The sequence below is a fragment of the Streptomyces sp. NPDC056296 genome (genome assembly GCF_042268605.1).
In the GTDB taxonomy this organism is placed as follows: domain Bacteria; phylum Actinomycetota; class Actinomycetes; order Streptomycetales; family Streptomycetaceae; genus Streptomyces.
Map to the genome: position 1 here is coordinate 1 of NZ_JBHJRX010000042.1, position 22494 is coordinate 22494.

The 22494-nt window shown below is 67.4% G+C and carries 20 protein-coding genes and 6 pseudogenes; 17 read left to right on the top strand and 9 right to left on the bottom strand.

Annotation, left to right across the window (positions count from 1 at the left end; all coding sequences use genetic code 11):
- The 7 genes and pseudogenes from ACFCZF_RS27645 to ACFCZF_RS27675 form a co-directional block, all read right to left on the bottom strand.
- Positions 1-233: pseudogene (locus ACFCZF_RS27645) on the bottom strand (acetyl-CoA C-acetyltransferase); the annotation flags it as partial.
- An 86-nt stretch (positions 234-319) separates the two neighbouring features.
- Positions 320-1084, bottom strand: a complete 765-nt coding sequence (locus ACFCZF_RS27650; protein WP_376673917.1) for an SDR family NAD(P)-dependent oxidoreductase — start codon at positions 1082-1084, stop codon at positions 320-322.
- Between the two features lie 39 nt (positions 1085-1123).
- Positions 1124-1353, bottom strand: a pseudogene (locus ACFCZF_RS27655) (IS630 family transposase); the annotation flags it as partial.
- Positions 1341-2090 (bottom strand): NAD(P)/FAD-dependent oxidoreductase, encoded by a 750-nt coding sequence (locus tag ACFCZF_RS27660; protein ID WP_376673918.1) that lies wholly within the window; start codon positions 2088-2090, stop codon positions 1341-1343. The pseudogene ACFCZF_RS27655 and the gene ACFCZF_RS27660, both read right to left, overlap by 13 nt.
- 104 nt (positions 2091-2194) lie before the next feature.
- Positions 2195-2704: pseudogene (locus tag ACFCZF_RS27665) on the bottom strand (FAD-dependent oxidoreductase); the annotation flags it as partial.
- A complete protein-coding gene (locus ACFCZF_RS27670; RefSeq protein ID WP_376673919.1) occupies positions 2701-2901 on the bottom strand; it encodes a helix-turn-helix domain-containing protein in 201 nt (66 codons plus the stop codon). The gene ACFCZF_RS27670 and the pseudogene ACFCZF_RS27665, both read right to left, overlap by 4 nt.
- A 255-nt stretch (positions 2902-3156) precedes the next feature.
- Positions 3157-3798: a TetR/AcrR family transcriptional regulator gene (locus ACFCZF_RS27675; protein ID WP_376673920.1), complete on the bottom strand. Its 642-nt coding sequence runs from the start codon at positions 3796-3798 to the stop codon at positions 3157-3159.
- A 184-nt stretch (positions 3799-3982) separates the two neighbouring features.
- Between ACFCZF_RS27675 and ACFCZF_RS27680 the strand changes: the two genes are divergently transcribed.
- From ACFCZF_RS27680 to ACFCZF_RS27760, 17 genes and pseudogenes are all read left to right on the top strand, one after another.
- Positions 3983-4852, top strand: coding sequence for an enoyl-CoA hydratase (locus ACFCZF_RS27680; protein ID WP_376673921.1), 870 nt, complete (start codon positions 3983-3985; stop codon positions 4850-4852).
- 52 nt (positions 4853-4904) lie between these two features.
- Positions 4905-5078, top strand: a pseudogene (locus ACFCZF_RS27685) (biotin/lipoyl-containing protein); the annotation flags it as partial.
- Between the two features lie 13 nt (positions 5079-5091).
- On the top strand, positions 5092-5979 hold the full coding sequence (locus ACFCZF_RS27690) for an SDR family oxidoreductase (RefSeq protein ID WP_376673922.1): 888 nt from the start codon (positions 5092-5094) through the stop codon (positions 5977-5979).
- On the top strand, positions 5976-6902 hold the full coding sequence (locus ACFCZF_RS27695) for an enoyl-CoA hydratase-related protein (protein WP_376673923.1): 927 nt from the start codon (positions 5976-5978) through the stop codon (positions 6900-6902). The genes ACFCZF_RS27690 and ACFCZF_RS27695 overlap by 4 nt, the downstream gene beginning before the upstream one ends.
- A gap of 253 nt (positions 6903-7155) precedes the next feature.
- Entirely contained in the window at positions 7156-8304 is a 1149-nt protein-coding gene (locus tag ACFCZF_RS27700; RefSeq protein WP_376673924.1) for an acyl-CoA dehydrogenase family protein, read from the top strand.
- A 369-nt stretch (positions 8305-8673) separates the two neighbouring features.
- Positions 8674-10287, top strand: coding sequence for an AMP-binding protein (locus tag ACFCZF_RS27705; protein WP_376673925.1), 1614 nt, complete (start codon positions 8674-8676; stop codon positions 10285-10287).
- A gap of 113 nt (positions 10288-10400) precedes the next feature.
- Positions 10401-10667: an acyl-CoA dehydrogenase family protein gene (locus ACFCZF_RS27710; protein WP_376673926.1), complete on the top strand. Its 267-nt coding sequence runs from the start codon at positions 10401-10403 to the stop codon at positions 10665-10667.
- Complete coding sequence (locus tag ACFCZF_RS27715) at positions 10664-11944, top strand: MFS transporter (protein WP_376673927.1); 1281 nt, start codon at positions 10664-10666, stop codon at positions 11942-11944. The genes ACFCZF_RS27710 and ACFCZF_RS27715 overlap by 4 nt, the downstream gene beginning before the upstream one ends.
- Positions 11941-13077, top strand: a complete 1137-nt coding sequence (locus ACFCZF_RS27720) for a CaiB/BaiF CoA transferase family protein (RefSeq protein WP_376673928.1) — start codon at positions 11941-11943, stop codon at positions 13075-13077. The genes ACFCZF_RS27715 and ACFCZF_RS27720 overlap by 4 nt, the downstream gene beginning before the upstream one ends.
- Positions 13078-13107: 30 nt before the next feature.
- Positions 13108-14301: a lipid-transfer protein gene (locus tag ACFCZF_RS27725; protein ID WP_376673929.1), complete on the top strand. Its 1194-nt coding sequence runs from the start codon at positions 13108-13110 to the stop codon at positions 14299-14301.
- Between the two features lie 181 nt (positions 14302-14482).
- Positions 14483-16099, top strand: coding sequence for a PucR family transcriptional regulator (locus ACFCZF_RS27730; protein WP_376673930.1), 1617 nt, complete (start codon positions 14483-14485; stop codon positions 16097-16099).
- A 144-nt stretch (positions 16100-16243) separates the two neighbouring features.
- Entirely contained in the window at positions 16244-17620 is a 1377-nt protein-coding gene (locus tag ACFCZF_RS27735) for a serine hydrolase domain-containing protein (protein ID WP_376673931.1), read from the top strand.
- Positions 17617-19107, top strand: coding sequence for an amidohydrolase family protein (locus ACFCZF_RS27740; protein WP_376673932.1), 1491 nt, complete (start codon positions 17617-17619; stop codon positions 19105-19107). The genes ACFCZF_RS27735 and ACFCZF_RS27740 overlap by 4 nt, the downstream gene beginning before the upstream one ends.
- A 52-nt stretch (positions 19108-19159) precedes the next feature.
- Positions 19160-19441: an FAD-dependent oxidoreductase gene (locus tag ACFCZF_RS27745; protein ID WP_376673933.1), complete on the top strand. Its 282-nt coding sequence runs from the start codon at positions 19160-19162 to the stop codon at positions 19439-19441.
- Positions 19442-19629: 188 nt separating this feature from the next.
- The gene (locus tag ACFCZF_RS27750) at positions 19630-20037 is read left to right on the top strand and encodes an FAD-dependent oxidoreductase (protein WP_376673934.1); all 408 of its coding nucleotides are present in this window, start codon (positions 19630-19632) and stop codon (positions 20035-20037) included.
- A 79-nt stretch (positions 20038-20116) separates the two neighbouring features.
- Positions 20117-21367 carry an NAD(P)/FAD-dependent oxidoreductase gene (locus ACFCZF_RS27755; protein ID WP_376673935.1) on the top strand — a complete coding sequence of 417 codons (1251 nt, stop codon included), beginning with the start codon at positions 20117-20119 and terminating at the stop codon, positions 21365-21367.
- 17 nt (positions 21368-21384) lie between these two features.
- Complete coding sequence (locus tag ACFCZF_RS27760) at positions 21385-21774, top strand: RidA family protein (protein WP_376673936.1); 390 nt, start codon at positions 21385-21387, stop codon at positions 21772-21774.
- A 280-nt stretch (positions 21775-22054) separates the two neighbouring features.
- Here the strand turns inward: ACFCZF_RS27760 and ACFCZF_RS27765 are convergent.
- A pseudogene (locus ACFCZF_RS27765) lies at positions 22055-22231 on the bottom strand (MBL fold metallo-hydrolase); the annotation flags it as partial.
- A pseudogene (locus tag ACFCZF_RS27770) lies at positions 22228-22446 on the bottom strand (S-(hydroxymethyl)mycothiol dehydrogenase); the annotation flags it as partial. The pseudogenes ACFCZF_RS27770 and ACFCZF_RS27765, both read right to left, overlap by 4 nt.
- Positions 22447-22494: the final 48 nt, after the last annotated feature.

Genomic DNA, 22494 nt, shown 5'->3' on the forward strand with positions numbered 1-22494 from the left:
GTCGGCCAGCCGGCGGTGAGTACGGCGGTGCGGGCGATGTCGTAGGTCTGCTCGCCGACCTGGCTCACGCATCCCCAGACAACGTCGTCGACGAGGCCCGGGTCCACGCCGGCCCGGCGCACCAGGCTGTCGAGGACGTGCGCCGACAGGACCGCCGGGTGCACCCCCGACAGCCCCCCGCCGCGCCTGCCGACCGGTGTGCGCACGGCCTCGACGATCACTGCGTCCCGCATGTCCTGCTCCCTCGGTGTGTGTTCCGTACGCGCCGGCCCGGGCCCGGCACGTCGGTGTGTGTGGTGGCCCCGTATCGGCTCCTCGTTCAGCGGGGTGCCATGCGGATGGCCCCGTCGAGGCGGATCACCTCGCCGTTGAGCATGGGGTTGGCGACGATGTGCGCGACGAGCGCGCCGTATTCGTCCGGGTCGCCGAGCCGGCTCGGGTGCGGGACCTGGGCGCCCAGAGACGCCCTCGCGGCCTCGGGGAGACCGGCCAGCATCGGCGTGTCGAACAGGCCCGGGGCGATCGACATCACGCGGATGCGGTGCTGGGCGAGGTCTCTGGCGAGGGGCAGTGTCATGGCGGCGATGCCTCCCTTGCCCGCCGCGTAGGCGGCCTGGCCGATCTGGCCGTCGTAGGCCGCCGCGCTGGCCGTGTTGATGACGACACCCCGTTCCTCTCCCTGCGGGTCGGCTCGGAGCATGCGTTCGGCGCCGAGCCGCAGGACGTTGAAGGAGCCGACGAGGTTCACGTCGACGGCCCGTCGGAAGTCCGCGAGGGGCGTGGCCTCGCCGCGTTTCGTCAGCACGCGGGCGGCAGGGGCGATGCCCGCACAGTTGACCACGACCCGCACGGGACCGAGTCTGTCCGCCGCGTCGAGGGCGGCACCGACGGCCGCCTCGTCGGTGACGTCGGCGGCGGCGAACACCGCCGATCCGCCGAGACCGGCGGCGGCCTCCTCACCCAGGCCCCCGGGCAGGTCGAGCACCACCACCCGGGCACCCAGCCCGGCCAGGCGGCGAGCCGCGGCCAGCCCGAGTCCACTCGCTCCCCCCGCGACGACCGCTGACGCACCGTCCATGTCCATCGTGTACCTCCTTATCTGTCGGTTACTGACTTCGGCTCTTCAAGGTGACGTGGGTTCGTCGAGGGTCAGGCCGGTACCGGCTATGAAACCGTCGAGGTTGTCGGACCGGTACTGAAGGCGCTTGAGCCGGTTGCGGACGGGGTTTCGAGCCGGTCCAGGGCGACGACGGCGAGGTTGGCCAGGCTGCGCTTGACGTGCGCCCAAACCCACTCAACGGGGTGGAGATCGGGCAAGTAGGCGGGCAGGAGGAACACCGTCAGCCATCGGCGACCGAGTCCCAGTCGGCCCCTTCGAGCAGCGGCGCGATAGCGCGACGAGTCGCGGCGATCGGCCGCCAGTCGGGCGTGGCGTCCGGCCGGGCGAGCTCCATTACACCGGTGACCCGCATGCGGTCGCTGCGGGGCGCGAGCGCTGATCGGGCGGCAGGAAGGCACAGCGGTCGGTGCAGCGGCACGGTGAAGCTGTAGCCCCGCCCGCCAAACTGCGGAATCCGCACCCCGTGCGCGGTCGCCAGCTCTGGCAGCCAGGCCCCGGCGGCGAGGATCACTGCGTCCGCGTCACGCTGGTCGTCTGCGCACTCCACGCGAAGGTGTCCGGCACGCCGGTCGACCCCGGTCACGGTGACGTGTTCGCTGGTCTTGCCGCCACGAGCCCGGACCCGCTCCGCCAGCGCGCCGGTATAGGCGACCGGGTCGAGACACCGCTGCCCCCGCACCCGCACTGCCGAGACCACCCTGCCGGACAGGTTGGGTTCGGCGGTGCGTGCCTGGTCACCGGTCAGCAACTCGACCTCGACCGGCTGTCCGGCGGCCGCGACCCCGTCGAGCTCGTGCAGCAGTCCCGCCGACTGCCCCGCCTGGGCGAATGCGGCCAGCACCGCCGTGTCATGGGTGGCGGCATCCACTCCCGCCGCGCGCTGCGCGTCGAACGCTTCGAAGATCCGACCGTTGAGCTGCCGGAACCCGGCCATCGCTCGTTCCCAGTCACGGCCCGTGCAGTGGCGCACCGAGAAAACAAGAACCGGGCCAGTTGAGCGTCCGCGCGCATCGGCAGCCGCACCGGTGAGCGCCGATTCAGCACCGCGCTCAGGATGTAGCGCAGGATCGATGGCTCCAACAACGGCACCGTGAACGAGGGCGCGACGTATCCCGCGTTATCCCACGACGCTCCGTTCCCGACCGATCCCCGGTCGAGCACTGCCACCTCGACGCCACACTCCTGCAACGACAAGGCACACGACAGTCCCACCATGCCCGCACCCACCACCACGACCCGTTCAGGTGCCATCACGCTGCTACGTTCCACCGCTTGCCCATGGCCGAGAACTCTAGGCGCGACATGACCTTTAGCGTTTGTCGGTGAGCGAGAACACCAGAGCAAGACTTCGTGCCGCAGTACAAACCTGTCATCGCTCCAGACAGCGCCGGGTTCGGGTGACCTCATTGGCCACGCCCAGCGCAACCCGGACCAGCATGCGCAGCTCATCACGTCTGCACTCCTCACGAACTCTCGTGACGAGTCCGACGAGCTCGTTGACGATGATCGAGATGCGATGCGTGGTGCCACGCAGTAGCCAGCATAGGAACGGGAGACGGCGTGCAACCGTGCGAGCACAGTCATCTCGTTCTCCAGCGCGCGGGCGAGCTCTTCGTTGAGCCATCCGGCTCCCGAGGTCCGGCCCTCTCGATCAGCAGCGCCGCTGCGTCGGCGAAGTGCGCGTACACCGTGGGAACGGTCACGCCGGCCATCTCGGCGATGTCGTCCATGCTGACGTCGTAGTAGCCGAACTCCCGGAAGAGCCTGGTCGCGGTGTTCATGATCGCGATGCTGGGTGGGGGCGGGTGGCCAGTGCAGGCAGGGGATGCCGAAGACCGACAGGACCAGCGGCGCCCCCCGCCTGGTGCTTCGTCAGTCCGGCGTGCGTGCGGGTCGGTGTCCGGCTCGGCGGCGGCACGCGCATCCGAGTTCTGCTCGACCGCAGATACGCTCTCCGGCCCGACCTGATCGTCTGTCGCGTCGCACGGGCGTGCCGGCCAGGTCGCTACGACAAACGATCTCCGGCAGCGCTCGCGTCAGCCGGCGAGGACTCCGGCCTCGACGAACCGGCTGAGCTCCTCCACGTACTCGCTCCACCGGTGATCGGCGCCGTCGGCAAACCGGGGCTGTTCGAGCCGGGAGACGGCGGCGTCGATGAACTCCACGACAGCACCCGGGTCGACCTGCCGGAAACGCCCCTGACACATCCCCTCGACCAGGATCTGGTGGATCATGGACGCGCCGTAGTGCCTGTGCGCGAGGATGAGCTCGATCATCTCCGGCAGGGCCCGTGCGTCGTGCCGGAACTGTGCGCTGGTGGCCTGCAGCGCGGTCGCCTCCAATGTCAGCACGAGGTGCAGGCGGACCAGCGGGTCCTCATGTTCGGCCAGCTCCTCGCGCACGCGCCTCCCCAGCCGCCGCATGCGCCGGTCGACGACGACCAGCAGCAAGTCGTGCCGGGTGGGGGCGATCGTGTAGAACGCGCGCAGCGAACACCTCAACCGTCGCGCCAGGTCGGCGAGGGTGAAGGCCGCGAAGCCCTCGGTGACGATCAACGTCTCGAGATTGTCGAGCAACGTGCGGGAACGGGTGGTCAGCGCCTCGGCGGGTGGTCCCAGCCGTGGGGGTGGGCTGGGCGGCAGTTGCGTTACTGCCCCGGTCGGTGCCGCTTTGGTCATGTCCTTCTCCTGTGGTGGCTGCGGCCCCGTGCGCTGGGGTCCTCGGCTCCGCGCGTTTCCCTGTAGGGCCCGGGACGGCTTGACAGTGGTACGCAACGGCGATATATCTTACCGCACTGTGGTGGTAAGCAATGATTTTAAATATTACCGCTACGGGATGTTGCACCTACAGGTCGGAGGGCCGATGTCGAGTCGAGAGACGAGTACCGATTACGAGCGTATTCGGTGCGAGACGGCCGCTACTGGGGTGGCGCGGGTGACGCTGGCCCGTGCGGGAAAGCGCAACGCGCAGGACTACCAGATGCTGTACGAGCTCGATGCCGCGCTCAAGGCGGCCATGCTGGACGACGACGTCAAGGTCGTCATCGTGGCGGCGGACGGGCCGGACTTCTCGTCCGGGCACGATCTCGCGAGCTGCGCGTCGATCACGGATTACGATAGCGTCACGGCGACGGGGGGATTCGAGCAACCCGGCGCGCACGGTCACATGGCGACTGAGGAAGACGCCTATCTCGGTCTGTGCTGGCGGTGGCGCAACCTCCCGAAGCCGACAATCGTCCAGGTACAGGGCCGCGTCATCGCAGGCGGCCTGATGCTGGTCTGGCCGTTCGACCTGATCGTCGCCAGCGAGGACGCGTCGTTCACCGACCCGACCGTCGCCTTCGGGGTCAACGGACACGAGTTCTTCGTCCACGCATGGGAGCTCGGAGCGCGCAAGGCAAAGGAAATGCTGTTCCGGAGCAGCTACATCACCGCCCAGGAAGCAGCTGACGTCGGCATGGTGAATCACGTCGTGCCGCGCGACGACCTGGAAAGTTTCACGCTCGGCATCGCCGAGGAGATCGCCCAGCGCCCTGCAATGGGGTTGAAGCTCGCCAAACAGGCGGTGAACAACAGCCTGGACGCCCAGGGCCAGTGGAACGCGCTGCAGTCGGCGTTCGCGCTGCACCAGATCGGACATTCCCACGCGCGGCTGGTCCACGACGGGAGCCTGCTCGACCCGAACGGCGCGGCGGTGATCCGGGACGTGGCGAAGCGGATGCCGTCGCAGTGATGACGGCGACGGTCTCCAGCTCGGCACGACCGTCCGGGCGTACGTCGAGAAGGGCGAGCAGCTCCTCGTCATCGAGGCGATGAAGATGCTGGTACCGATTCCCGCACCGGCGGCCGGACAGGTCCGGGAGCTGAAGGTGACCGAAGGGTCCGCCGTCCGGTTCACCGAGCCCGTGCTCGTCATCGACGTCGCGGCCCCGCCGGCGCCCGACGCGGCAGACATCTGATCAGGAGGACAACGTGGATTCGGATTCACTCGCAGGCCGCACCGCATTTATCACCGGAGGTGCGCACGGTATCGGGCGGGCGATCGCGGCATCTTTGGCCCGCCGCGGGGTGTCCGTAGCGGTGGCCGACGTCGACGAGACCGCGGCGTGCCAGGCCGCCGACGAGTTGTCGACGACGACGAGCGCTCGCCCGTTCGCGCTCGACGTCCGTGACCGGGCCGCCTACGCGACCGTGGCCGACGCCGTCGAGGAGTCGCTCGGTCCCGTGTCGATCCTGGTCAACAACGCCGGGATCATCGATTCGGTCTCACCCTCGCGGATGGACCACACCATGTGGGACCACGTCATGGGGATCAACGCGGGCGGGGTGTACAACGGCATTCAGGCGTTCGTGCCCCGGATGATCCGACGCCGCACCGGTGGTCACGTGGTGAACACCGCCTCGGCGGCAGGCCTGTTCGTCGGCAGCTCGGCGCTGTACATGTCCGGCTTCCTCTACCACGCCTCGAAGTACGCCGTTGTCGGACTGAGCGAATCGTTGCGGGTCGAGCTCGCGCACCACGGCATCGGTGTGAGTGTGCTCTGCCCCGGTCCGGTGGCCACCGACATAGTGAAGAACGCGCAACGGGCGCACCCCGCGGAGGCACCGCAGCACTCGACGAAGATCGCGTCCATACTCGACGCGGCCCACGACTCGCTCCGCGAGCGGGGCGTCGACCCTGGCGTCGTCGGCGAACTGGTCGTGGACGCGATCGTCCACGACCGCCCCTACATCTTGACCGGCGCTGAGATGGACCAACAGATCCGCGAACGCACCGAGTCCCTGCTGGAGGCCGTTCCGTCCGATCCGCTCGTCGAGGGACCGGCCGGTGTGTCCGGCGCGGGCGGAGTGCGCCGATGACCACCAACCGCCCTGGTTCCGGGGCCGCGAAGAGCACCGGCATCGCTTTCGAGGGCATCGACGGCGTCGCGGTCGTGACGCTCGACCGCCCGGAGCGGCGCAACGCCGTGGACCGCGCCATGGTGCATGAGCTGATCGCCGCCATCGACCGGGCCGAAGCCGACGCGGAGCTCGGCGCGATCGTCATCACCGGAGCCGGCACGAGCTTCTGCGCCGGTGCCGACCTCTCGGCCGGTGTCCGGACCTTCGCCGACGACCTGCCCGACGCCACCGCGGAGGACTTCCGGGACTTCGCCGGCCAGGCCACCCTGCGCCTGTTCGAGTGCACCAAACCCGTGATCGGGGCCGTCAACGGTGCCGCCGTCGGATTCGGGGCGAGCCTGGTCTGCGCGATGGACATCCGCCTCGCCGCCGACACCGCGACGTTCGGGTTCGCCTACGCCCGCCGCGGCATGGTCCCCGAGGGCGCCTCGGGATGGTTCCTGCCCCGCCTGGTCGGGGCCGGTCGAGCCCTGGAGTGGACGCTGACCGGCCGGCTCGTCGGCGCCGCCGAGGCGCGCGACGCCGGCTTGGTCAACGCCGTCCACCCGGCCGCCGACGTTGTCACGGCCGCGATCGACCTGGCTGGAGAGATCATCCGCAACAGCGCACCGGTCTCCCTGGCGATCTCTCGCGAGCTGCTCTGGAAAGGCCTCGTCGCCGATCACCCCCGCCAAGTCCACGAGGCCGACTCCCGCGCCACGTTCGAACGCGGCCGCAGCCCCGACGTTGCCGAGGGCATCGATTCCTTCTTGCAGAAGCGAGTTCCGCACTTCCCGCAGACCCTCGAAGAGCTACCGCCACTGCACTGGCCCGACGACTGCGCGGTCCACGACCCCGCGCTTCGGACGGGGCCGCACCGTAGAGAGATAGATGCCACGTGACCGAGATGCTTTCCCTCAACGAAACGGTGCGTCTGCGCGCACAGTACGAGCCGGAGCGGACCTTCGTCCGGGAGGTGGCCGTCCGGTCGCTCGGTCCCGGACCTGCGACGCGGAGGCGAGTGACTGGGCCGAGCTGTTCGCCGGACCGCGACGAGCCGCTGCGTGACGACGCCGGTAAGGTCCGTCGCTCGGCGATACGTGCCGAGGTCCTCGACCGGATCCGCACCGGTGCCGTTCCCGCGACCGAGGCGTCATGACCCGCGCAGCCACCCGGCCGGCCTGGTCGGACGACGAAGGCGAACTGCTACGCGAGGTCGCTGCCGAGTTCTTGCGCCGAGAAGCCGTCCCACAGCTGGAGAAGTGGGCCGGGCAGGGGCATGTCGACCCGGAGTTCTGGGCGCGAGCCGGTGAGCTGGGCCTGCTGTGCGCCTCCATCCCGCAGGAGTACGGCGGGGGAGGGGGATCGATCACTCACGACATCGTCGTGCTGGAGGAGATCAGCCGTGCCGGGGCTCAGTGCTTCGGCAACATCGTGCACAGCGGGATCGTGGCCCACTATCTGCTCTCGTTGGGCACCGAGCAGCAGAAGCGGCAGTGGCTGCCCCGTCTAGCCGCCGGCACCACCATCGGTTCGTTGGCGATGTCGGAGCCCGGCGCCGGGTCGGACGTGGCCGCCCTGCAGGCGCGGGCGGTTCGCGACGGCGACGAGTTCGTCCTTTCCGGGTCGAAGACTTTCATCACCAACGGCGGAACCTGCGGCCTGGTCATTGTCGCCGCGAAGACCGATCCGTCAGCCGGATCGAAGGGAGTGTCGCTGCTGCTGGTCGATGCCGACTCGCCCGGGTTCCGGCGCGGCCGTGTCCTCGACAAGATCGGCCTGAAGGGGCAGGACACCGCGGAGCTGTTCTTCGACGAGGTCCGCGTTCCGGCCGATCAGCTGCTCGGCCGAGAGAACCAGGGGTTCGCGCACCTGATGGCCAACCTGCGCCAGGAGCGGCTGCTCATGGCGGTCGAAGCGACCGTCCAGACCGAACGTGCCGTGGCTCTGGGAATCGACTACACGAAACAACGCCACGCGTTCGGTGCACCGCTCAGCGCGCTGCAACACGTCCGATTCGAACTCGCCGAGTGCTCCACCCAGGCGACCGTGAACCGCACGTTCGTCGACGACTGCATCGTGCGACTCCAGCGCGGTGAGCTCGACGACAGCCGCGCGGCGATGGCGAAGTACTGGAGCACCGACACCCAAGGGCGGGTCATCGACCGGGTGCTGCAGCTGTTCGGCGGCTACGGCTACATGCGGGAATACCCGATCGCGCAGCTGTTCACCGATTCCCGTGTCACCCGAATCGCCGGCGGCACCAACGAGATCATGCGAGAGATCATCGCTCGGTCGTTGTGATCGCGACAACAGACAAAGGAGTCCTGCAGCTGCCATCCCCGCGATTTACTGCGCGTTCTACGCCAGTGTGGACGCACCTGAGCACATCGCGCTCGCTGCGAGCCTCGGTTTCCACCGAGCGTGGGTCGAGGACTCACCCGCCTTGTGCCTCGACCCGTGGTGGATCGCGCACTTGGACACGCTCCAAGTGAATCACACAGATATACGTACCCAGTTCAGTGAGTTGAAGCGTCGATCTAGGAGGCACACTTTGCAGAGATCACATGGAGTCTCGCTCGAAGTCGGCGGCCCGGGCGGTTGTTCTCCGTTCCGTGCTTCGGGCCGTTCGGCGGTGGTCCCGCTGGACGCCACATGGACGGAGGCGTGAGCATGGGTTCGCGAGAAATCTGCCTGCCGCCGTTCCATCCGTTCCTGGGCTTCGATATGTGGCGCCTGCTCTCCGATCGAGCCACCGCGCATCCCGATCGCACCTTCCTTACCTGGCATCCCTTCGAAGGCGAGCCGGAGTCGTGGACCTACGCGGAGTTCCATGACGAGTCCCTGATGGTCGCGGCCGGCCTCGTGCAGGCCGGAGTGCAGCCAGGAGACCGCGTCCTGATCCACCTGGAGAACTGCCCACAGTTCCTTCTGGCCTGGTTCGGTTGCGCCGCGCTGCATGCCGTTGCGGTCACCACGAACGCCCGGTCGTCACAGGACGAGTTGGCGTACTACATCGCAGACAGCGATGCGGTGGGCGCGATCACGCAGCCATCCTTCGAGCAGCTCGTCACCGCGGCTGGGCCCAACCTCGGCTGGGTAGCCGTCACCAAGCCCGACTTGCCGCGCGCGCCCATTTTCGCCGGATCCGCCGATCCCCAGGGGGTGCACCTGCCGCCCGCGGATCCCGCAGCGGCTTTGAGTATCCAGTACACCTCCGGCACGACGTCCCGGCCCAAAGGCGTGCTCTGGACACATGCGAATGGACTGTGGGCCGCCCGGACCAACGCCGCCCATGAGGGACTTCGATCCGACGACGTCCACCTGGCGTATATGCCGTTGTTCCACGTCAATGCCTTGGGCTACTCAGTCCTGCCGAGCCTGTGGGTCGGCGCTCGGTTCGTCCTCGCACCCAAGTGGTCCACCTCCCGGTTCTGGGACATCGCGGTGCAACACGGGTGCACCTGGCTGTCCCTGATGCCGCTGTCCACGCGTGCCGTCCTGGCGAGCCGGCCGCCCGATGAACACTCCCTGCGGATGATGGCGGGACCCACCGGCTCTGTCTTCAAGGACAGGTTCGGGGTCGAGTCGATCGGATGGTGGGGGATGACCGAGACCGTCAGCCACGGCATCGTCTCCGACGGGCATGACGACGTGCCGGGCAGCATCGGCCGGGTAGCCCCGGAATACGACATCAAGGTCGTGAGCGCGGACGGAACGCCGATCAGCGCCGGTCAAACCGGTGCCTTGTTCATCCGAGGTGTTCGTGGGCTGTCGATATTCGCCGAGTACTGGAACAACCCCACAGCCACGAGCGAGAGTTTCGACGACGAGGGCTGGTTCGCGACCGGAGACCTGGTCAGGCTCAATCTCGACGGCACGTTTTCCTTTATGGACCGGGCCAAGGACATGCTGCGGGTCGGTGGCGAGAACGTGGCAGCCTCCGAGATCGAGCGAGTCATCCTCGACGTCCTGGGGCTCGGCGAGGCCGCGGTCGTCGGCAGGCCTGACGAGAAGCTCGACGAGGTGCCGGTGGCCTTCGTCTGTGTCGAGAATCCAGACCCAGGCCTGGCCGATCGGGTCATGGATGCCTGCCGGGACAGGCTGGCCGACTTCAAGGTCCCACGCGAGGTCCACGTTGTCGGCGCCTTGCCACACGCGACGCTCGACAAGATCCACAAGGTCGAGTTGCGTGCTGCGGTCGTCGCCGACCACGAAGCACTCCTTGACGCAGAGAGAGGCTGGGTCGCCGCTGCAGCCGCCGACTCGTCGGCTGCGGCCGGGTAGGCAGTGGTAGACCGCGCTGGGCGGATGACCGTGATGGGATCGCTGCTCTCCTCGTCCGGTCGGGTCAAAGGCGTTCATCTCCAACGGGCATAGCCGTCCTTCGAGGTGTCCGTGTGCCCCGCGGCAACGTCCTCGCGGTCACAACGATGGCCGCCATGGAGACGGCAGTGCGCGAGACGGTGGGCTCCACCAAGGCGCGCACGGCGTTTGGGCAGCCGGTTCTCGATTTCCAGAACAGCAAGTTCGTGCTCGCCGAGGCAGCCGTCACTGCGCACACTCCAGGGTGCTCATCGACTCCTGCGTCGAGCGACATCTGGCGGAGGAGCCTGACCCGCTGCGGTGACACGACCCATTTGACAGGAGAGCTAGGGCAGTCATGAGTAATGGAGAACAGAGCGTCACCAGCGGTTCAACCCAGATCAAGTGGGGAATCCTAGCGGTCGCCTTCTTGGCGGTGTTGAGCGATGGCTTCGATACCGCAGCGCTTGCAGCGTCAGTGCCCGCGATGGCGGACGACTGGGGTGTTCCGGTGGGCGATTTCACCCTCCCGTTGGCGCTGACCAACTTGGGCGTCGTCGTGGGGTATATGACGGCCGGCTGGCTGGGAGCCGCACTCGGACGAAAACAACTGCTGATCGGCAGTGTGGCCGCCTGCTCGATCCTGACGATCCTCAGCGCCGTCGTCCTGCCGCTCGAGTCAATGGCGCTGTTCTCGGGGGTCCGTCTAGCGACTGGAGCCGCGATCGGCATCTTGCTGCCGGTTGCGGTGTCGGTCACTACTGACATGGTTCCGGAACGTTACCGGCAACGTGTCTCGGTGGGTGTCACCCTCGGCTTGCCCGTCGGTCTGATCGTCGGGGGCCTTGTCGGCAGTCCACTGCTGGACCTGTTCGGCAGCGGCGGCATATTCTGGGCCGGGGGCATTGCTGGCATTATTCTCCTCGTCGCAATGGCCGCAGTTTTGGAGGAACCTCCCGCTGTCGGCACAAAGACCGAGGCGAAAAAGGCGGCCGGCGTTGCCCGGCTCTTCGACCCCGCATTTCGAGCGAACACCGGTCTGCTGTGGGCGTTCGCGTTCCTGCTGTTCATCGGCGCCTATACGCTGTCGTCGTGGGTGCCAGTGCTGCTGCTGGACTACGGCTTCAGTGCCAATGACGCACCGATCGGATTGGCGGTTGTCAGCTTCGGCGGCGTATTGGGGTGCCTGCTGGTGATTCCGCTGACTGCACGGATAGGGATCTCCGCTGTTATGGCGGTGATGACCGCCCTGGGAATCGGCTGCATGGGCCTCTTCGGCCTGACCTCGTTCGGGTCTTGGGGTGTCCTGCTCCTGCTGGCCGGTGCAGGCGCCGGAACCATGGCCGGCCAAATGGGCGTGCTCACCATGGCGGTAGCGGTCTATCCCGCCGGCGCGCGCACCACAGGCGTGGGTATGGCCACGGCGCTCGGCCGGATCGGCACGATCGTCGGTCCTGCCGTCGCAGGGGCGCTCATCGCCCAGGGGATGGGAGCCAGCAACGTCATCGTGCTTGCTGCCGTCCCGGTGGCCTTGGCGTGCGCGGCGGCGATCGCGCTGGCATTGCGCGACCGTAGCAAGGCCGACGACGACCGAACACAACCGGCGCTCGGTCCTGACGACCGGAGCCGAGTGCTGTGATCACTCAGGAGACGAACATGCGACACGGCCCCCTGGCCGGCCTTCGTGTCCTCGAGCTCGCAAGCATCGGCCCTGGCCCGCTGGCCTGCATGATCCTGGCCGACCTGGGCGCGGACGTGATCCGTGTCGAGCGGCACGCCACCGCCGGTGTCGCGGGCGACCACACGCTGCGCAACCGCCGCATCATCACAGCTGACCTGAAAGACCCGCCCGCCGTCACGCGGATCCTTGACCTCGTGGCGGATGCCGATGTGTTGGTGGAGGGCTTTCGTCCCGGCGTCACGGAGCGCTTGGGCCTGGGGCCAGAGGATTGCCTGGCCCGCAACCCCCGCCTGGTGTACGGCCGGATGACCGGTTGGGGACAGGATGGTGCGCTGGCGGCGTCTGCCGGGCACGACATCAACTACATCTCGCTGACCGGCATCCTGGAGAACATCGGCCGTCCGGACGAGCGCCCGGTGCCGCCGCTGAACCTGGTGGGCGACTACGGCGGCGGCTCGATGTTCCTGATCGCCGGTGTTCTGGCCGCCCTGTTCGAGCGACAGACCTCGGGGCGGGGTCAAGTCGTCGACGCCGCCATGTGTGACGGAGCCAGCGTCCTATCGCAGGCGATGTGGTCACTGCGGGGTGCCGGCCAATGGTCGGAGCACCGCGGGCATAACCTTCTCGACGGCTCGAGGCCGTACTACGACACCTACGAATGCAGCGACGGGCGCAGTATGGCAGTTGGCTGCGTCGAGCCCCAGTTCTTCGCAGAGGCCGTGCGGTTGCTCGGGCTCGACGCCGCCGAGCTGCCCGACCAGCACGATCAGGCCCGTGCCGAGGAGTTGCGCGAGACGTTCGCCACGGCGTTCAAAACGCGGACCATGCCGGAGTGGGCGGAGATCTTCGACGGCAGTGACGCCTGCGTGACACCGGTGCTGACCTACTCCGAGGCCCTCGAGCACCCACATATGCGCGATCGAGGAGTGCACACGCGAATCAACGGCGTCGACCAGCCAAGGCCCGCCCCGCGGTTCTCCCGCACCTCCTGGAGCGAACCCACCGCGGCTGTCCAGGTCGCGGACGCCGGTTGGCTCCCTAGTCCGAGCCCAAGCGGTGACCCGAATCTACCCACTGAATCAACCCACTGAATTAACTCACCGAGAAAGGTATGGAAGACGATGACTAATAACGCCGTGGTGGCGGGGGTCGGCATGATCCCGTTCACCAAACCCGGCCGGAGCGAGAACTACGACGTGATGGGGGCCGAGGCCGTCCGTCGCGCACTGTCGGATGCCGGGGTCGGGTACGACGCCGTGCAGCAGGCCTACGTCGGATATGTGTACGGCGACTCCACGTCCGGGCAGAAGGCGCTCTACCACGTGGGCCAGACCGGCATCCCCGTGACGAACGTCAACAACAACTGCTCGACCGGCTCCTCGGCACTGTTCCTGGCCCGCCAGGCCGTTGAGTCGGGCGTGGCGGACGTGGTGTTGGCGCTTGGGTTCGAGCAGATGATCCCCGGGGCCATCCAGCACCAGTTCACGGACCGACCCGGTGCCCTGGAGACGTTCGAAAAGGTCCGCGACCAGGTCCGGGGAGCCCCGGATGAAGGTGTGCCGAATGCCGCGACGTTCTTCGGCGCGGCCGGCCAGCAGTACGTCGAGAAAACCGGCATGGATCCCTCGGTCTTCGCTCACATCACGGTCAAGTCCCGGCGGCACGCCGCCAACAACCCCTACGCGGTGTTCCGCGATCCGCTCTCGGTGGAGGAGGTCCTGGCCTCGAGGAACATCTACGACCCGCTGACCCTGTTCCAGTGCTGCCCGCCCACGTGTGGGGCCGCAGCAGCAGTGGTCGTGTCCCCGCAGTACGCCACACGCCACGGCCTGCGGGACGACGTCGTCATCGCCGCTCAGGCCATGACGACCGACTACGCGAGCACCTTCGAAGGAGACATGACGCGGCTCATCGGCTACGACATGTCGAAAGAGGCGGCTGCCCGGGTCTACGAGACGAGCGGGATCGGCCCCGAGGACGTGCGGGTCGTCGAGCTGCATGACTGCTTCACGACCAACGAGCTGCTCACCTACGAGGCGCTCGGGCTGACCCCAGAGGGTTCTGCGGAGAAGTTCATCCTCGATGGCGAGAACACCTACGGCGGCCGAGTGGTGACGAACCCGTCCGGCGGGCTGATCTCCAAGGGACACCCGCTGGGGGCGACAGGGCTGGCGCAGTGCGCCGAGCTGGTCTGGCAGCTGCGTGGCCAGGCCGAGGGCCGCCAGGTCGAGGGCCGGATCAATGCGGCCCTGCAGCACAACCTTGGGCTCGGCGGCGCCTGCGTCGTTACGATGTACCAGAAGGTCGGGGCCTGACCTGGGCCGAATCCGGACCTCGTAGGGTACTCGCCTACCGGTGGTTCGCTGCTGGTCACCCGCAGTCGACTGCGGGTGTTCGCCAAGGCTACCGGTGGGGCCGACCCGGTGTTCATCGACCTGGACGGCAGCCGAGCACAGGACCTGCCTGGTCGCCGATTGGACTGACGAGGAGAGGGTGGTGATCGTGATCAGTGGGCCGCTGCCGAGCCTCGGCCGGGTCGTGGACGACCTCGGGAGCACGCTGGTGGCCGCGGTCGCCGGGCCATCCGCTGCGGATCTACGGGCGGGTTCGGTGTCGATCTACGACCCCGCGGACGGCGTCAACGTCTCTCCCGAGGGAATGCTACTGGGCATCGGCGTCACGGAGGCCGCGACGGTCAAGGCGCTGCTCATCGAGATCGAGCGATGTGGCGGTACGGCCTTGCTGTTGAAGACACCGGTTCCGCTCGACGACGCCATTCGCAGGGACGCGATGAGCCGCAACGTCTGCGTCCTCGAGGTCAGCAGGGCCGCATCATGGGTGCAGCTGATCATATTGCTGCGCGCCATGCTCGATCCTCCCGAGTTCGACGAGCCCGGCCAGGAGATCGCAGGATACCCGAGCGGGGATTTGTTCCAATTGGCCAACGCCATCAGTTCGTTGCTGGACGCACCGATCACGATCGAAGACCGTTCGTCCCGGGTACTCGCGTTCTCCGGCGGGCAGGCGGACACCGACGAAGGCCGGATCCAGACCGTGCTGGGCCGGCAGGTCCCCGACCGATACGAGCGCAAGCTGACTGAGCTCGGGATTTTCCGGGAATTGTATTGGAGCACGGACCCGGTGTATGTCCCGTCGCTCTGTGACGACATCCAGCCGCGTACGGCGATCGCCGTACGCGCTGGCGATGAGGTGCTCGGTTTCGTCTGGGCGGTGGTATCCGAACCCCTGCCCGAACACCGCAGGCAGGCATTGGTCGACGCCGCCAAGATCGTGGCGCTCCACCTGCTGCGAGAACGCGCGGGTGCGTCCGTAGATACCCGGTTGCGCGCGGAACTCCTGGCCCGGCTGCTCCGCGGATCCGGTGACCCGCACGAGACGGCCAGGCAGCTCGGCTTGGAGAAGGAACCGGTGTCCGTCTTGGCCGTCGAGCTCGCCGGCAGCGCCGACGAGAACGACGCCGTGAAGCGGACCGCGGAAATCCGCCGAGTCGCCGGTGCGCTCGCTGTCTACTTGAGCGCACTGTACCGATCTGCTGCCGTGACAACCCTCGGTGATGCCGTTTACGCCTTGTTCCCGGCATCGGGCGAGCAGGCTGCGCTGCGGGTAGCGGAGGATTTCGTGGAGCGCATGGGATCACCGGTGACGTTGAGAGCCGGGGTCGGCCGCGTCGTGGACACGGCCGACCGGATCGTGAGATCTCGCGCCGACGCCGACGCCGTGCTCAGGGTCCTGCGCGAGTCGACGCGATCCGAACGCTGCGCCACGGTCGGGTCCGTACGCTTGGAGCTGATGCTTGTGCGGCTGGCCGACATTCTCGACCAGGACGAACTTGACCACTTGCGCCCGGTCGACCTTCTGCTGGCATACGACTTTGAGCATCGCTCGGACCTCACCGGTACGCTCGCCGCCTACCTCGAGGCATTCGGGGACGTCGCGAAAGCTTCCGCTGCGGTGCGGATCCACCCGAACACCTTCCGCTATCGGCTCAAACGGCTGTGCGAGATCGGCGGACTGGAGCTCGCCGATCCCGACGCCCGCGTCGAGGCGTTGATCGACCTGCGGCTCCGCCGACTGCGAACGAGGCCGTCGTAGTGTCTGGGCGAGCATCGGGGTGGGCTCGGTGAAATCAACGAGCCAGGCAACCTGATTTCGTACGCCCGCACGAAGTGATGGGGCGCACAATCCGCCTACTTTCTCTCGCAACATCTTATTGAGCCAGGCAAGGGAGACTCGTCGATGACCATTGACACAACAGTGCTCACGTCAGTGGCGGAAACGGCCGCTGCTGAGCTGGGCATCGTCGGCGCCCAGGTCGCGCTCGTCATCGACGGCGAATTCGTCGAATGCCCGGTGGGCATCGAGAACGTCACCACTGGCCGCGCGGTCACCGCGGACACGTTGTTCCAGATCGGGTCGACCAGCAAGGTCTTCACGGCCGCGCTGGTCATGCAGCTGGCCGATGCCGGCATGCTGGACATCGACAAGCCAGTGGCCCGGTTCCTGCCGGGATTCAGGCTCGGCGACGAGGATGCGACCGCCACCGTGACGCCCCGGCACCTCATGTCGATGACCAGCGGAATCGACAACGGGCCCTACGTCGACACCGGTCGGGGCGACGACGCCGTGCGCACGCTCGTGCAGCTGGTGGCGGATCTCCCGGTGATCGCCCAACCCGGTGAGATCTTCGGATACAACAACGCCTCCGCTGGTATCTCGGGGCTCCTGGTGGAAACGCTGACCGGCATGACCTGGGATGAGGCGCTCCGGGACCGGCTGCTCGTGCCCGCCGGGCTGCGGCACTCGGCGAGCCTGCCCGAGGAGCAGGTCTACCATCCGGTAGCCGTCGGCCATATCGCCACCGAGGGCGGTTTCGACCACGTGAAGCCGTGGACTGTCGGTCGCGGACACGGCCCGGCCGGTGCGACGCTGACGTGCAGCGCCGGCGATCTCGTCCGCTTCGGGCAGCTGTTCCTGCGCGACGGGCTCGCGGCCGACGGCACGAGGGTGCTCTCGGAGCGCTCCGTCGCCGAGATGCAGACCCGCCAGGTGGACCTGCCCACCCAGGGGATGGCGGACGGCTGGTGCGTCGGCCCGTACACCAAGACGTGGGGCGGCGTGCGCATCTTCGGCCATTTCGGCTATAGCCCATGCGGTTCGTCGACTCTGCTCTGGGTTCCTGAGCTGCACGCCGCCGTCGCGGTGACCGTCAACGTCGCCAATCACGGCTCCCACTTCGCCGACCGGGTCTTCGACCATGTGTTTGCGGAGCTGCTCGGCGTCCAGCGGCCGATTCGTCCGGCCAAGCGTCCCGGCAGCACGATTGACACCGAGCCCTACATCGGCGCCTACGAGACCGCTGACCGCACGTATCGCGTGACCGCCAAGGACGGAGCACTCTTCGTGAGCCTGATGGCTAAGGATCCGCAAGGTTCGCTCGGGGTGGGCTCGGAGCCGGTCACGACGGAACTGTATCCGCTGGACGGTCACCGGTTCATTCTCGCCGATGACGTGCTCGGCGGGGATCCGCTGTGGGATGCCGCCTTCATCGTCGGTGACGGCCAGAAGGCCACCCACTTCGTCGGCGGCGTGTTCGCCGCACGGCGCGTCGCGTGAGCACCGAGAGCGGTACGACGCCGTGCGACGTCGTCTTCGCCGGGGCCCGAGTGATCGATCCGGAGACCGGTCTGGACGGCATCCGCAATGTTGCAGTCACCGGCGACCGCATCACCGACGTGTCCGAGGCTCCCCTGACAGGCCGGCGGACCTTGGACGTCAGCGGGCTGGTGCTCGCCCCGGGCTTCATCGACCTGCACAGTCATGCGCAGTCCCGGACCGGCCTGCTCCTGCAGGCGCTCGACGGGGTGACCACCGCGCTCGAGCTGGAAACGGGAGCCGCGTCGGTGACCGCAGCTCTCGCCGCCGCCGAGCTGGAGGGGCGACCGGTGAACTACGGGTATTCGGCGTCCTGGCTGCTGTCTCGGATGATGCTGTTCGACGGCGCGCCGCCCGATGATCCGATGTTGATGGTCACGGCGAACTGGGGAGGTTCCAAATGGAGCGCGCCGGCGAGCGACCGGGACGTGGATCGTCTGCTCGATCATGTGGAAGGTGAGGTCCTCGCCGGCGGGATCGGCATCGGCGTCCCCGTCGGTTACGCCCCCGAAACCGGGATCACCGAATACTTCGCACTCGCGCGGCGCGCCGCCGAACTGGGCGTGCCGACCTTCACTCACGCCCGCTACACCTCCGCGCTGGAACCGCACAGCTCCCTGGAAGCGGTGCTAGAGGTCCTCGCGGCCGCGGCGGGCACGGGGGCGCACATGCACCTGTGCCACCTCAACAGCACATCCAACCGGATGATCGACGAGATCGCCGATGCGTTCGCCACCGCCCAGACGACCGGCCTTCGCGTCACCACCGAGGCGTATCCCTACGGCTCCGGAATGACCGCAATCAGTGCCGACTTCGTGGCACCGGAGAAGCTGCCACGCATGGGCATCTCGCCGAACCGGCTGCGCTACCTGCCGACGGGGGAGTTCGTCGCTGACACGGAGCGGCTGACCGAGCTGCGCTCCAACGATCCCGCCGGCCTCGCCTTCGTCCACTGGGCCGATGAGGCGCAGGAAGCAGACCGGAAGATGCTGCTGAGGTCGTTGCTGTTCACGGACTCCGCCATCGCGTCGGACGCCTCGCCGGTCGTCGGGCCAGGCGGCGCGATGGTGCTGCACGACTGGCCGGTGCCGCCCCACGCCCTGACTCATCCGCGCAGCAGCGGATGCTATGCGCGGACATTCGGCTGGCTGGTCCGCGAGCTCGGCGTGCTCTCTCTGCCCGAAGCGGTCAAGCGGTGCACCTTGGTGCCGGCGCGGATCATCGAGGAGGCCGTTCCCGCGATGCGCCGGAAGGCGCGAGTCCAACCGGGTGCGGATGCAGACCTTATCGTCTTCGACCCGCAGACATTCTCCGAGCAGGGCGGCTACAACTTCGTCGCACCCTCGACCGGTGTCCGACACCTGTTGGTCGGCGGACAATTCGTGGTGACGGACGGCGAGCTCGACACCGAATCCCGCGCGGGAAAGCCGATTCGAGGCGGGCGCTAAGGTTATTGCAGGTCAGAGCACCTCTTCGTCAATTTCGGCAAGTAATGCCGGAATGGGCGCGAATGAGGGGGCTATCTGCAGCGATGACAGGTTTGTACTGCTGCACGAAGTCTTGCTCCAGTGTTCTCGCTCTCCGACAAACACTGAGGGCCATGTCGCGCCTAGAGTTCTCGGCCAAGGGCAAGCGGTGGAACGGAGCAGCGTGATGGCACCTGAACGGGTCGTGGTGGTGGGTGCGGGCACGGTGGGACTGTCGTGCGCCTTGTTATTGCAGGAATATGGCGTCGAGGTGGAAGTGCTCGACCGGGGATCGGTCGGGAACGGAGCGTCGTGAGGTAACGCGGGATACGTCGCGCCTTCGTTCACGGTGCCGTTGTTCGAGCCATCGATCCTGCACTACATCCTGAGCGCGGTGCTGAATCGGCGCTCACCGGTGCGGCTGCCGATGCGTGCGGACGCTGAACTGGCCCGGTGCTTGTTTTCTCGGTGCGCCACTGCACGGGCCGTGGCTGGGAACGAGCGATGGCCGGGTTCCGGCAGCTCAACGGTCGGATCTTCGAAGCGTTCGACGCGCAGCGCGCGGCGGGAGTGGATGCCGCCACCTATGACACGGCGGTGCTGGCCGCATTCGCCCAGGCGGGGCAGTCGGCGGGACTGCTGCACGAGCTCGACGGGGTCGCGGCCGCCAGACAGCCGGTCGAGGTCGAGTTGCTGACCGGTGACCAGGCACGCACGGCAGAACCCAACCTGTCCGGCAGGGTGGTCTCGGCGGTGCGGGTGCGGGGGCAGCGGTGTCTCGACCCGGTCGCCTATACCGGCGCGCTGGCGGAGCGGGTCCGGGCTCGTGGCGGGAAGACCAGCGAACACGTCACCGTGACCGGGGTCGACCGGCGTGCCGGACGCCTTCGCGTGGAGTGCGCAGAACGATGAGTGGTGCGTTAGATCCATCCAGCACCGAAAGGTCCGTCCGGTCGGCTCTGGTTAGAACTCAGATGAGGAGAACCTGCACATGTCCAGTACTGTCTCGCCGCGTAGCGCAGTCGTGGTCGGAGCCGGGGTAGCCGGCCTGTCGACCGCGTGGTTCTTGCTGCAGGAGGGTGTGAAGGTCACGGTCGTGGACCGTCGTCATGTCGCCGCCGGCGCCTCGTGGGGGAATGCTGGGTGGCTCTCTCCGGCCCTCGCGGTGCCGCTGCCCGAGCCGTCGGCTTTGCGCGTCGGCCTGAAAGCCTTCTCCTCGACCTCTCCTGTCCGAGTGCCTCTTTCAGCCGATCCAGCTCTTGCTCGGTTTCTCGGACGTTTCATCAGGAACTGCACTCACCGCCGATGGCAGGTAGCCCTGCAGGCGTTGACGGTCCTCAATCAGCAGGCTCTCGACGCGTATGACCTATTGGCGCACGGCGGGGTGGCTGATACGACGTGGCAGGACGATCCGTTCCTCATCGCATTCGCCGGTGAAAGCCAGCGTGAGTCGATGCTCTCCGAGATCGACCACATCCGCAGCGGCGGAATGACAGTCGACTTCGACCTGCTCGACGGTGAGGCAACACGTACTCGGGAGCCGGCGCTGAGCGGGCGTGTCCGCGCGGGCATTCTTCTTCGCGGGCAGCGTTCGATCGATCCCCCACGCTTCCTGGCCTCTCTGCACAAGGCTGTTGTGCAGGCCGGCGGGAGGGTACTCGAAGGCGACGCCGTGACCGGCGTCGACGACACCGGTGACGGCGTGCGGGTCGACCTCGTCGACGGCACCACCGAGACCGCCGACGTCGCGGTCCTTGCTGCCGGCGGTTGGATCTCCCCGCTGGCCCGCAAGTTCGGTGTCCGGACCCCGGTACAGGCCGGGCGCGGGTACAGCTTCAGCATGCCCACCGAGGGGTTGCCCTCCGCCCCGACCTACCTGCCGGGTCAGAGAGTAGTGTTCACGCCACTCGACGGCCGAGTGCGGGTCTCCGGGATCATGGAGTTCGCCGCACCGGATCGGCCGTTGAACCGCCGGAGTATTGACACGATCGTCGCCGCGGCCACTCCGATGCTCGGTGAGGTCGACTGGTCGCGCCGCAGCGACGAGTGGGTCGGCCCCCGGCCGTGCACAGTGGACGGGTTGCCGCTGGTAGGACGAACCGAATCCGAGCGGGTGTTCGTCTGCGGCGGACACGGGATGTGGGGGATCGCGCACGGGCCTCTGACCGGCAAGCTGCTGACCCAGCAGATCCTTTCGGGCCGTGCGCCTGCCGAGCTCGCGGCACTGAGTCCGCTTCGTTGAAGATGGGAAACCAGGCAATGACGACCAATCACTTCACGACCATCACTACACCGACCGCTCCGCAGATGGCGTCGTTTTCCCAGGCCACGATGGTGGCAGAAATGATCTACACCTCTGGTCAGGTAGGCATGAACGTCGAGACCTCCGAGCGGGAGGAGTCGTTTCGGGACGAGGTCAATCGGGCGATCGACAACCTCGAAGCCGTACTGAGCGCAGGCGGCTCCGCGCTGTCCGCGGTAGTCAAAACCACCTGCTACCTCTCCAGCATGGATCTGTACCCCGAGTTCGACGCCCTCTACCGGGAGCGTTTCGCCGCGCCGCTGCCAAGTCGCAGCACGGTGCGATCCGGGCTCGCGCGTAACTTCCGGTTCGAGATCGAGGCGATCGCCCGCGTGATCGAGGCATAACCGCTGACCTCACCTGCACGGTGCCCCGTCGCGGGGTGGCGGTTGCGAGGACACCCTCTCGCCACCGCCGCCACACCGGGCTGATCGTGAACGACTGTCGAGCGGGGTGTCCAGGCCTGACCGTCAACTTACCGTGACGGTGAGCGCTCCGCCCCGCTTGTACGTCTCGAGGATGATGGCCGTAGCGACCGAGTGAGCATTGCCCAGCCATGCACTGCGCGTGACGAACTCGTATTGCCCTCCCTGGCAGAATCGGATGAGACCACGAGGCACTGCCCTTAAGCCGGCGGTCGCCGACCGCGGCTGTGATGGCGTCCGCGTCGTGTGCCGCGTCGATGACGAGGGCCTCGTCGTCGTTGCCGACGACCCAGACGTTGTTGTCCACCTCCCAGGTTCCGCCGTCCAGGGAAAACGTGCCTGAAGTGATCAACCGCTCCACCCGCGGGCCGGCGGTCACAGGACGACCACCGAGTGGAGTACTTCGCCGTGGTGCATCTTCTCGAAGGTGGTCTCGACGTCGGCGAGGCCGATCTCCTCGGACACGAACCTGTCCAGGGGTAGCCGGCCCTGTAGGTACAGGTCGACCAGCAGGGGGAAGTCCCGTTCCGGCAGGCAGTCTCCGTACCAGGAGGACTTGAGCTGACCTCCGCGGCCGAAGTATGTCGACGACGGCTCAAATCCCCACTTTCTGACTGAAGCTGTCGCCGTAATTCCCCACCC

Coding starts and splice junctions, on each gene's coding strand:
- ACFCZF_RS27755 (WP_376673935.1), top strand. CDS start 20,117: ATGTCCAGTACTGTCTCGCCGCGTAGCGCAGTCGTGGTCGGAGCCGGG.
- ACFCZF_RS27680 (WP_376673921.1), top strand. CDS start 3,983: ATGTCGAGTCGAGAGACGAGTACCGATTACGAGCGTATTCGGTGCGAG.
- ACFCZF_RS27745 (WP_376673933.1), top strand. CDS start 19,160: ATGGGCGCGAATGAGGGGGCTATCTGCAGCGATGACAGGTTTGTACTG.
- ACFCZF_RS27705 (WP_376673925.1), top strand. CDS start 8,674: ATGGGTTCGCGAGAAATCTGCCTGCCGCCGTTCCATCCGTTCCTGGGC.
- ACFCZF_RS27675 (WP_376673920.1), bottom strand. CDS start 3,798: ATGACCAAAGCGGCACCGACCGGGGCAGTAACGCAACTGCCGCCCAGC.
- ACFCZF_RS27725 (WP_376673929.1), top strand. CDS start 13,108: ATGACTAATAACGCCGTGGTGGCGGGGGTCGGCATGATCCCGTTCACC.
- ACFCZF_RS27700 (WP_376673924.1), top strand. CDS start 7,156: ATGACCCGCGCAGCCACCCGGCCGGCCTGGTCGGACGACGAAGGCGAA.
- ACFCZF_RS27670 (WP_376673919.1), bottom strand. CDS start 2,901: ATGAACACCGCGACCAGGCTCTTCCGGGAGTTCGGCTACTACGACGTC.
- ACFCZF_RS27715 (WP_376673927.1), top strand. CDS start 10,664: ATGAGTAATGGAGAACAGAGCGTCACCAGCGGTTCAACCCAGATCAAG.
- ACFCZF_RS27750 (WP_376673934.1), top strand. CDS start 19,630: ATGGCCGGGTTCCGGCAGCTCAACGGTCGGATCTTCGAAGCGTTCGAC.
- ACFCZF_RS27760 (WP_376673936.1), top strand. CDS start 21,385: ATGACGACCAATCACTTCACGACCATCACTACACCGACCGCTCCGCAG.
- ACFCZF_RS27650 (WP_376673917.1), bottom strand. CDS start 1,084: ATGGACATGGACGGTGCGTCAGCGGTCGTCGCGGGGGGAGCGAGTGGA.
- ACFCZF_RS27735 (WP_376673931.1), top strand. CDS start 16,244: ATGACCATTGACACAACAGTGCTCACGTCAGTGGCGGAAACGGCCGCT.
- ACFCZF_RS27695 (WP_376673923.1), top strand. CDS start 5,976: ATGACCACCAACCGCCCTGGTTCCGGGGCCGCGAAGAGCACCGGCATC.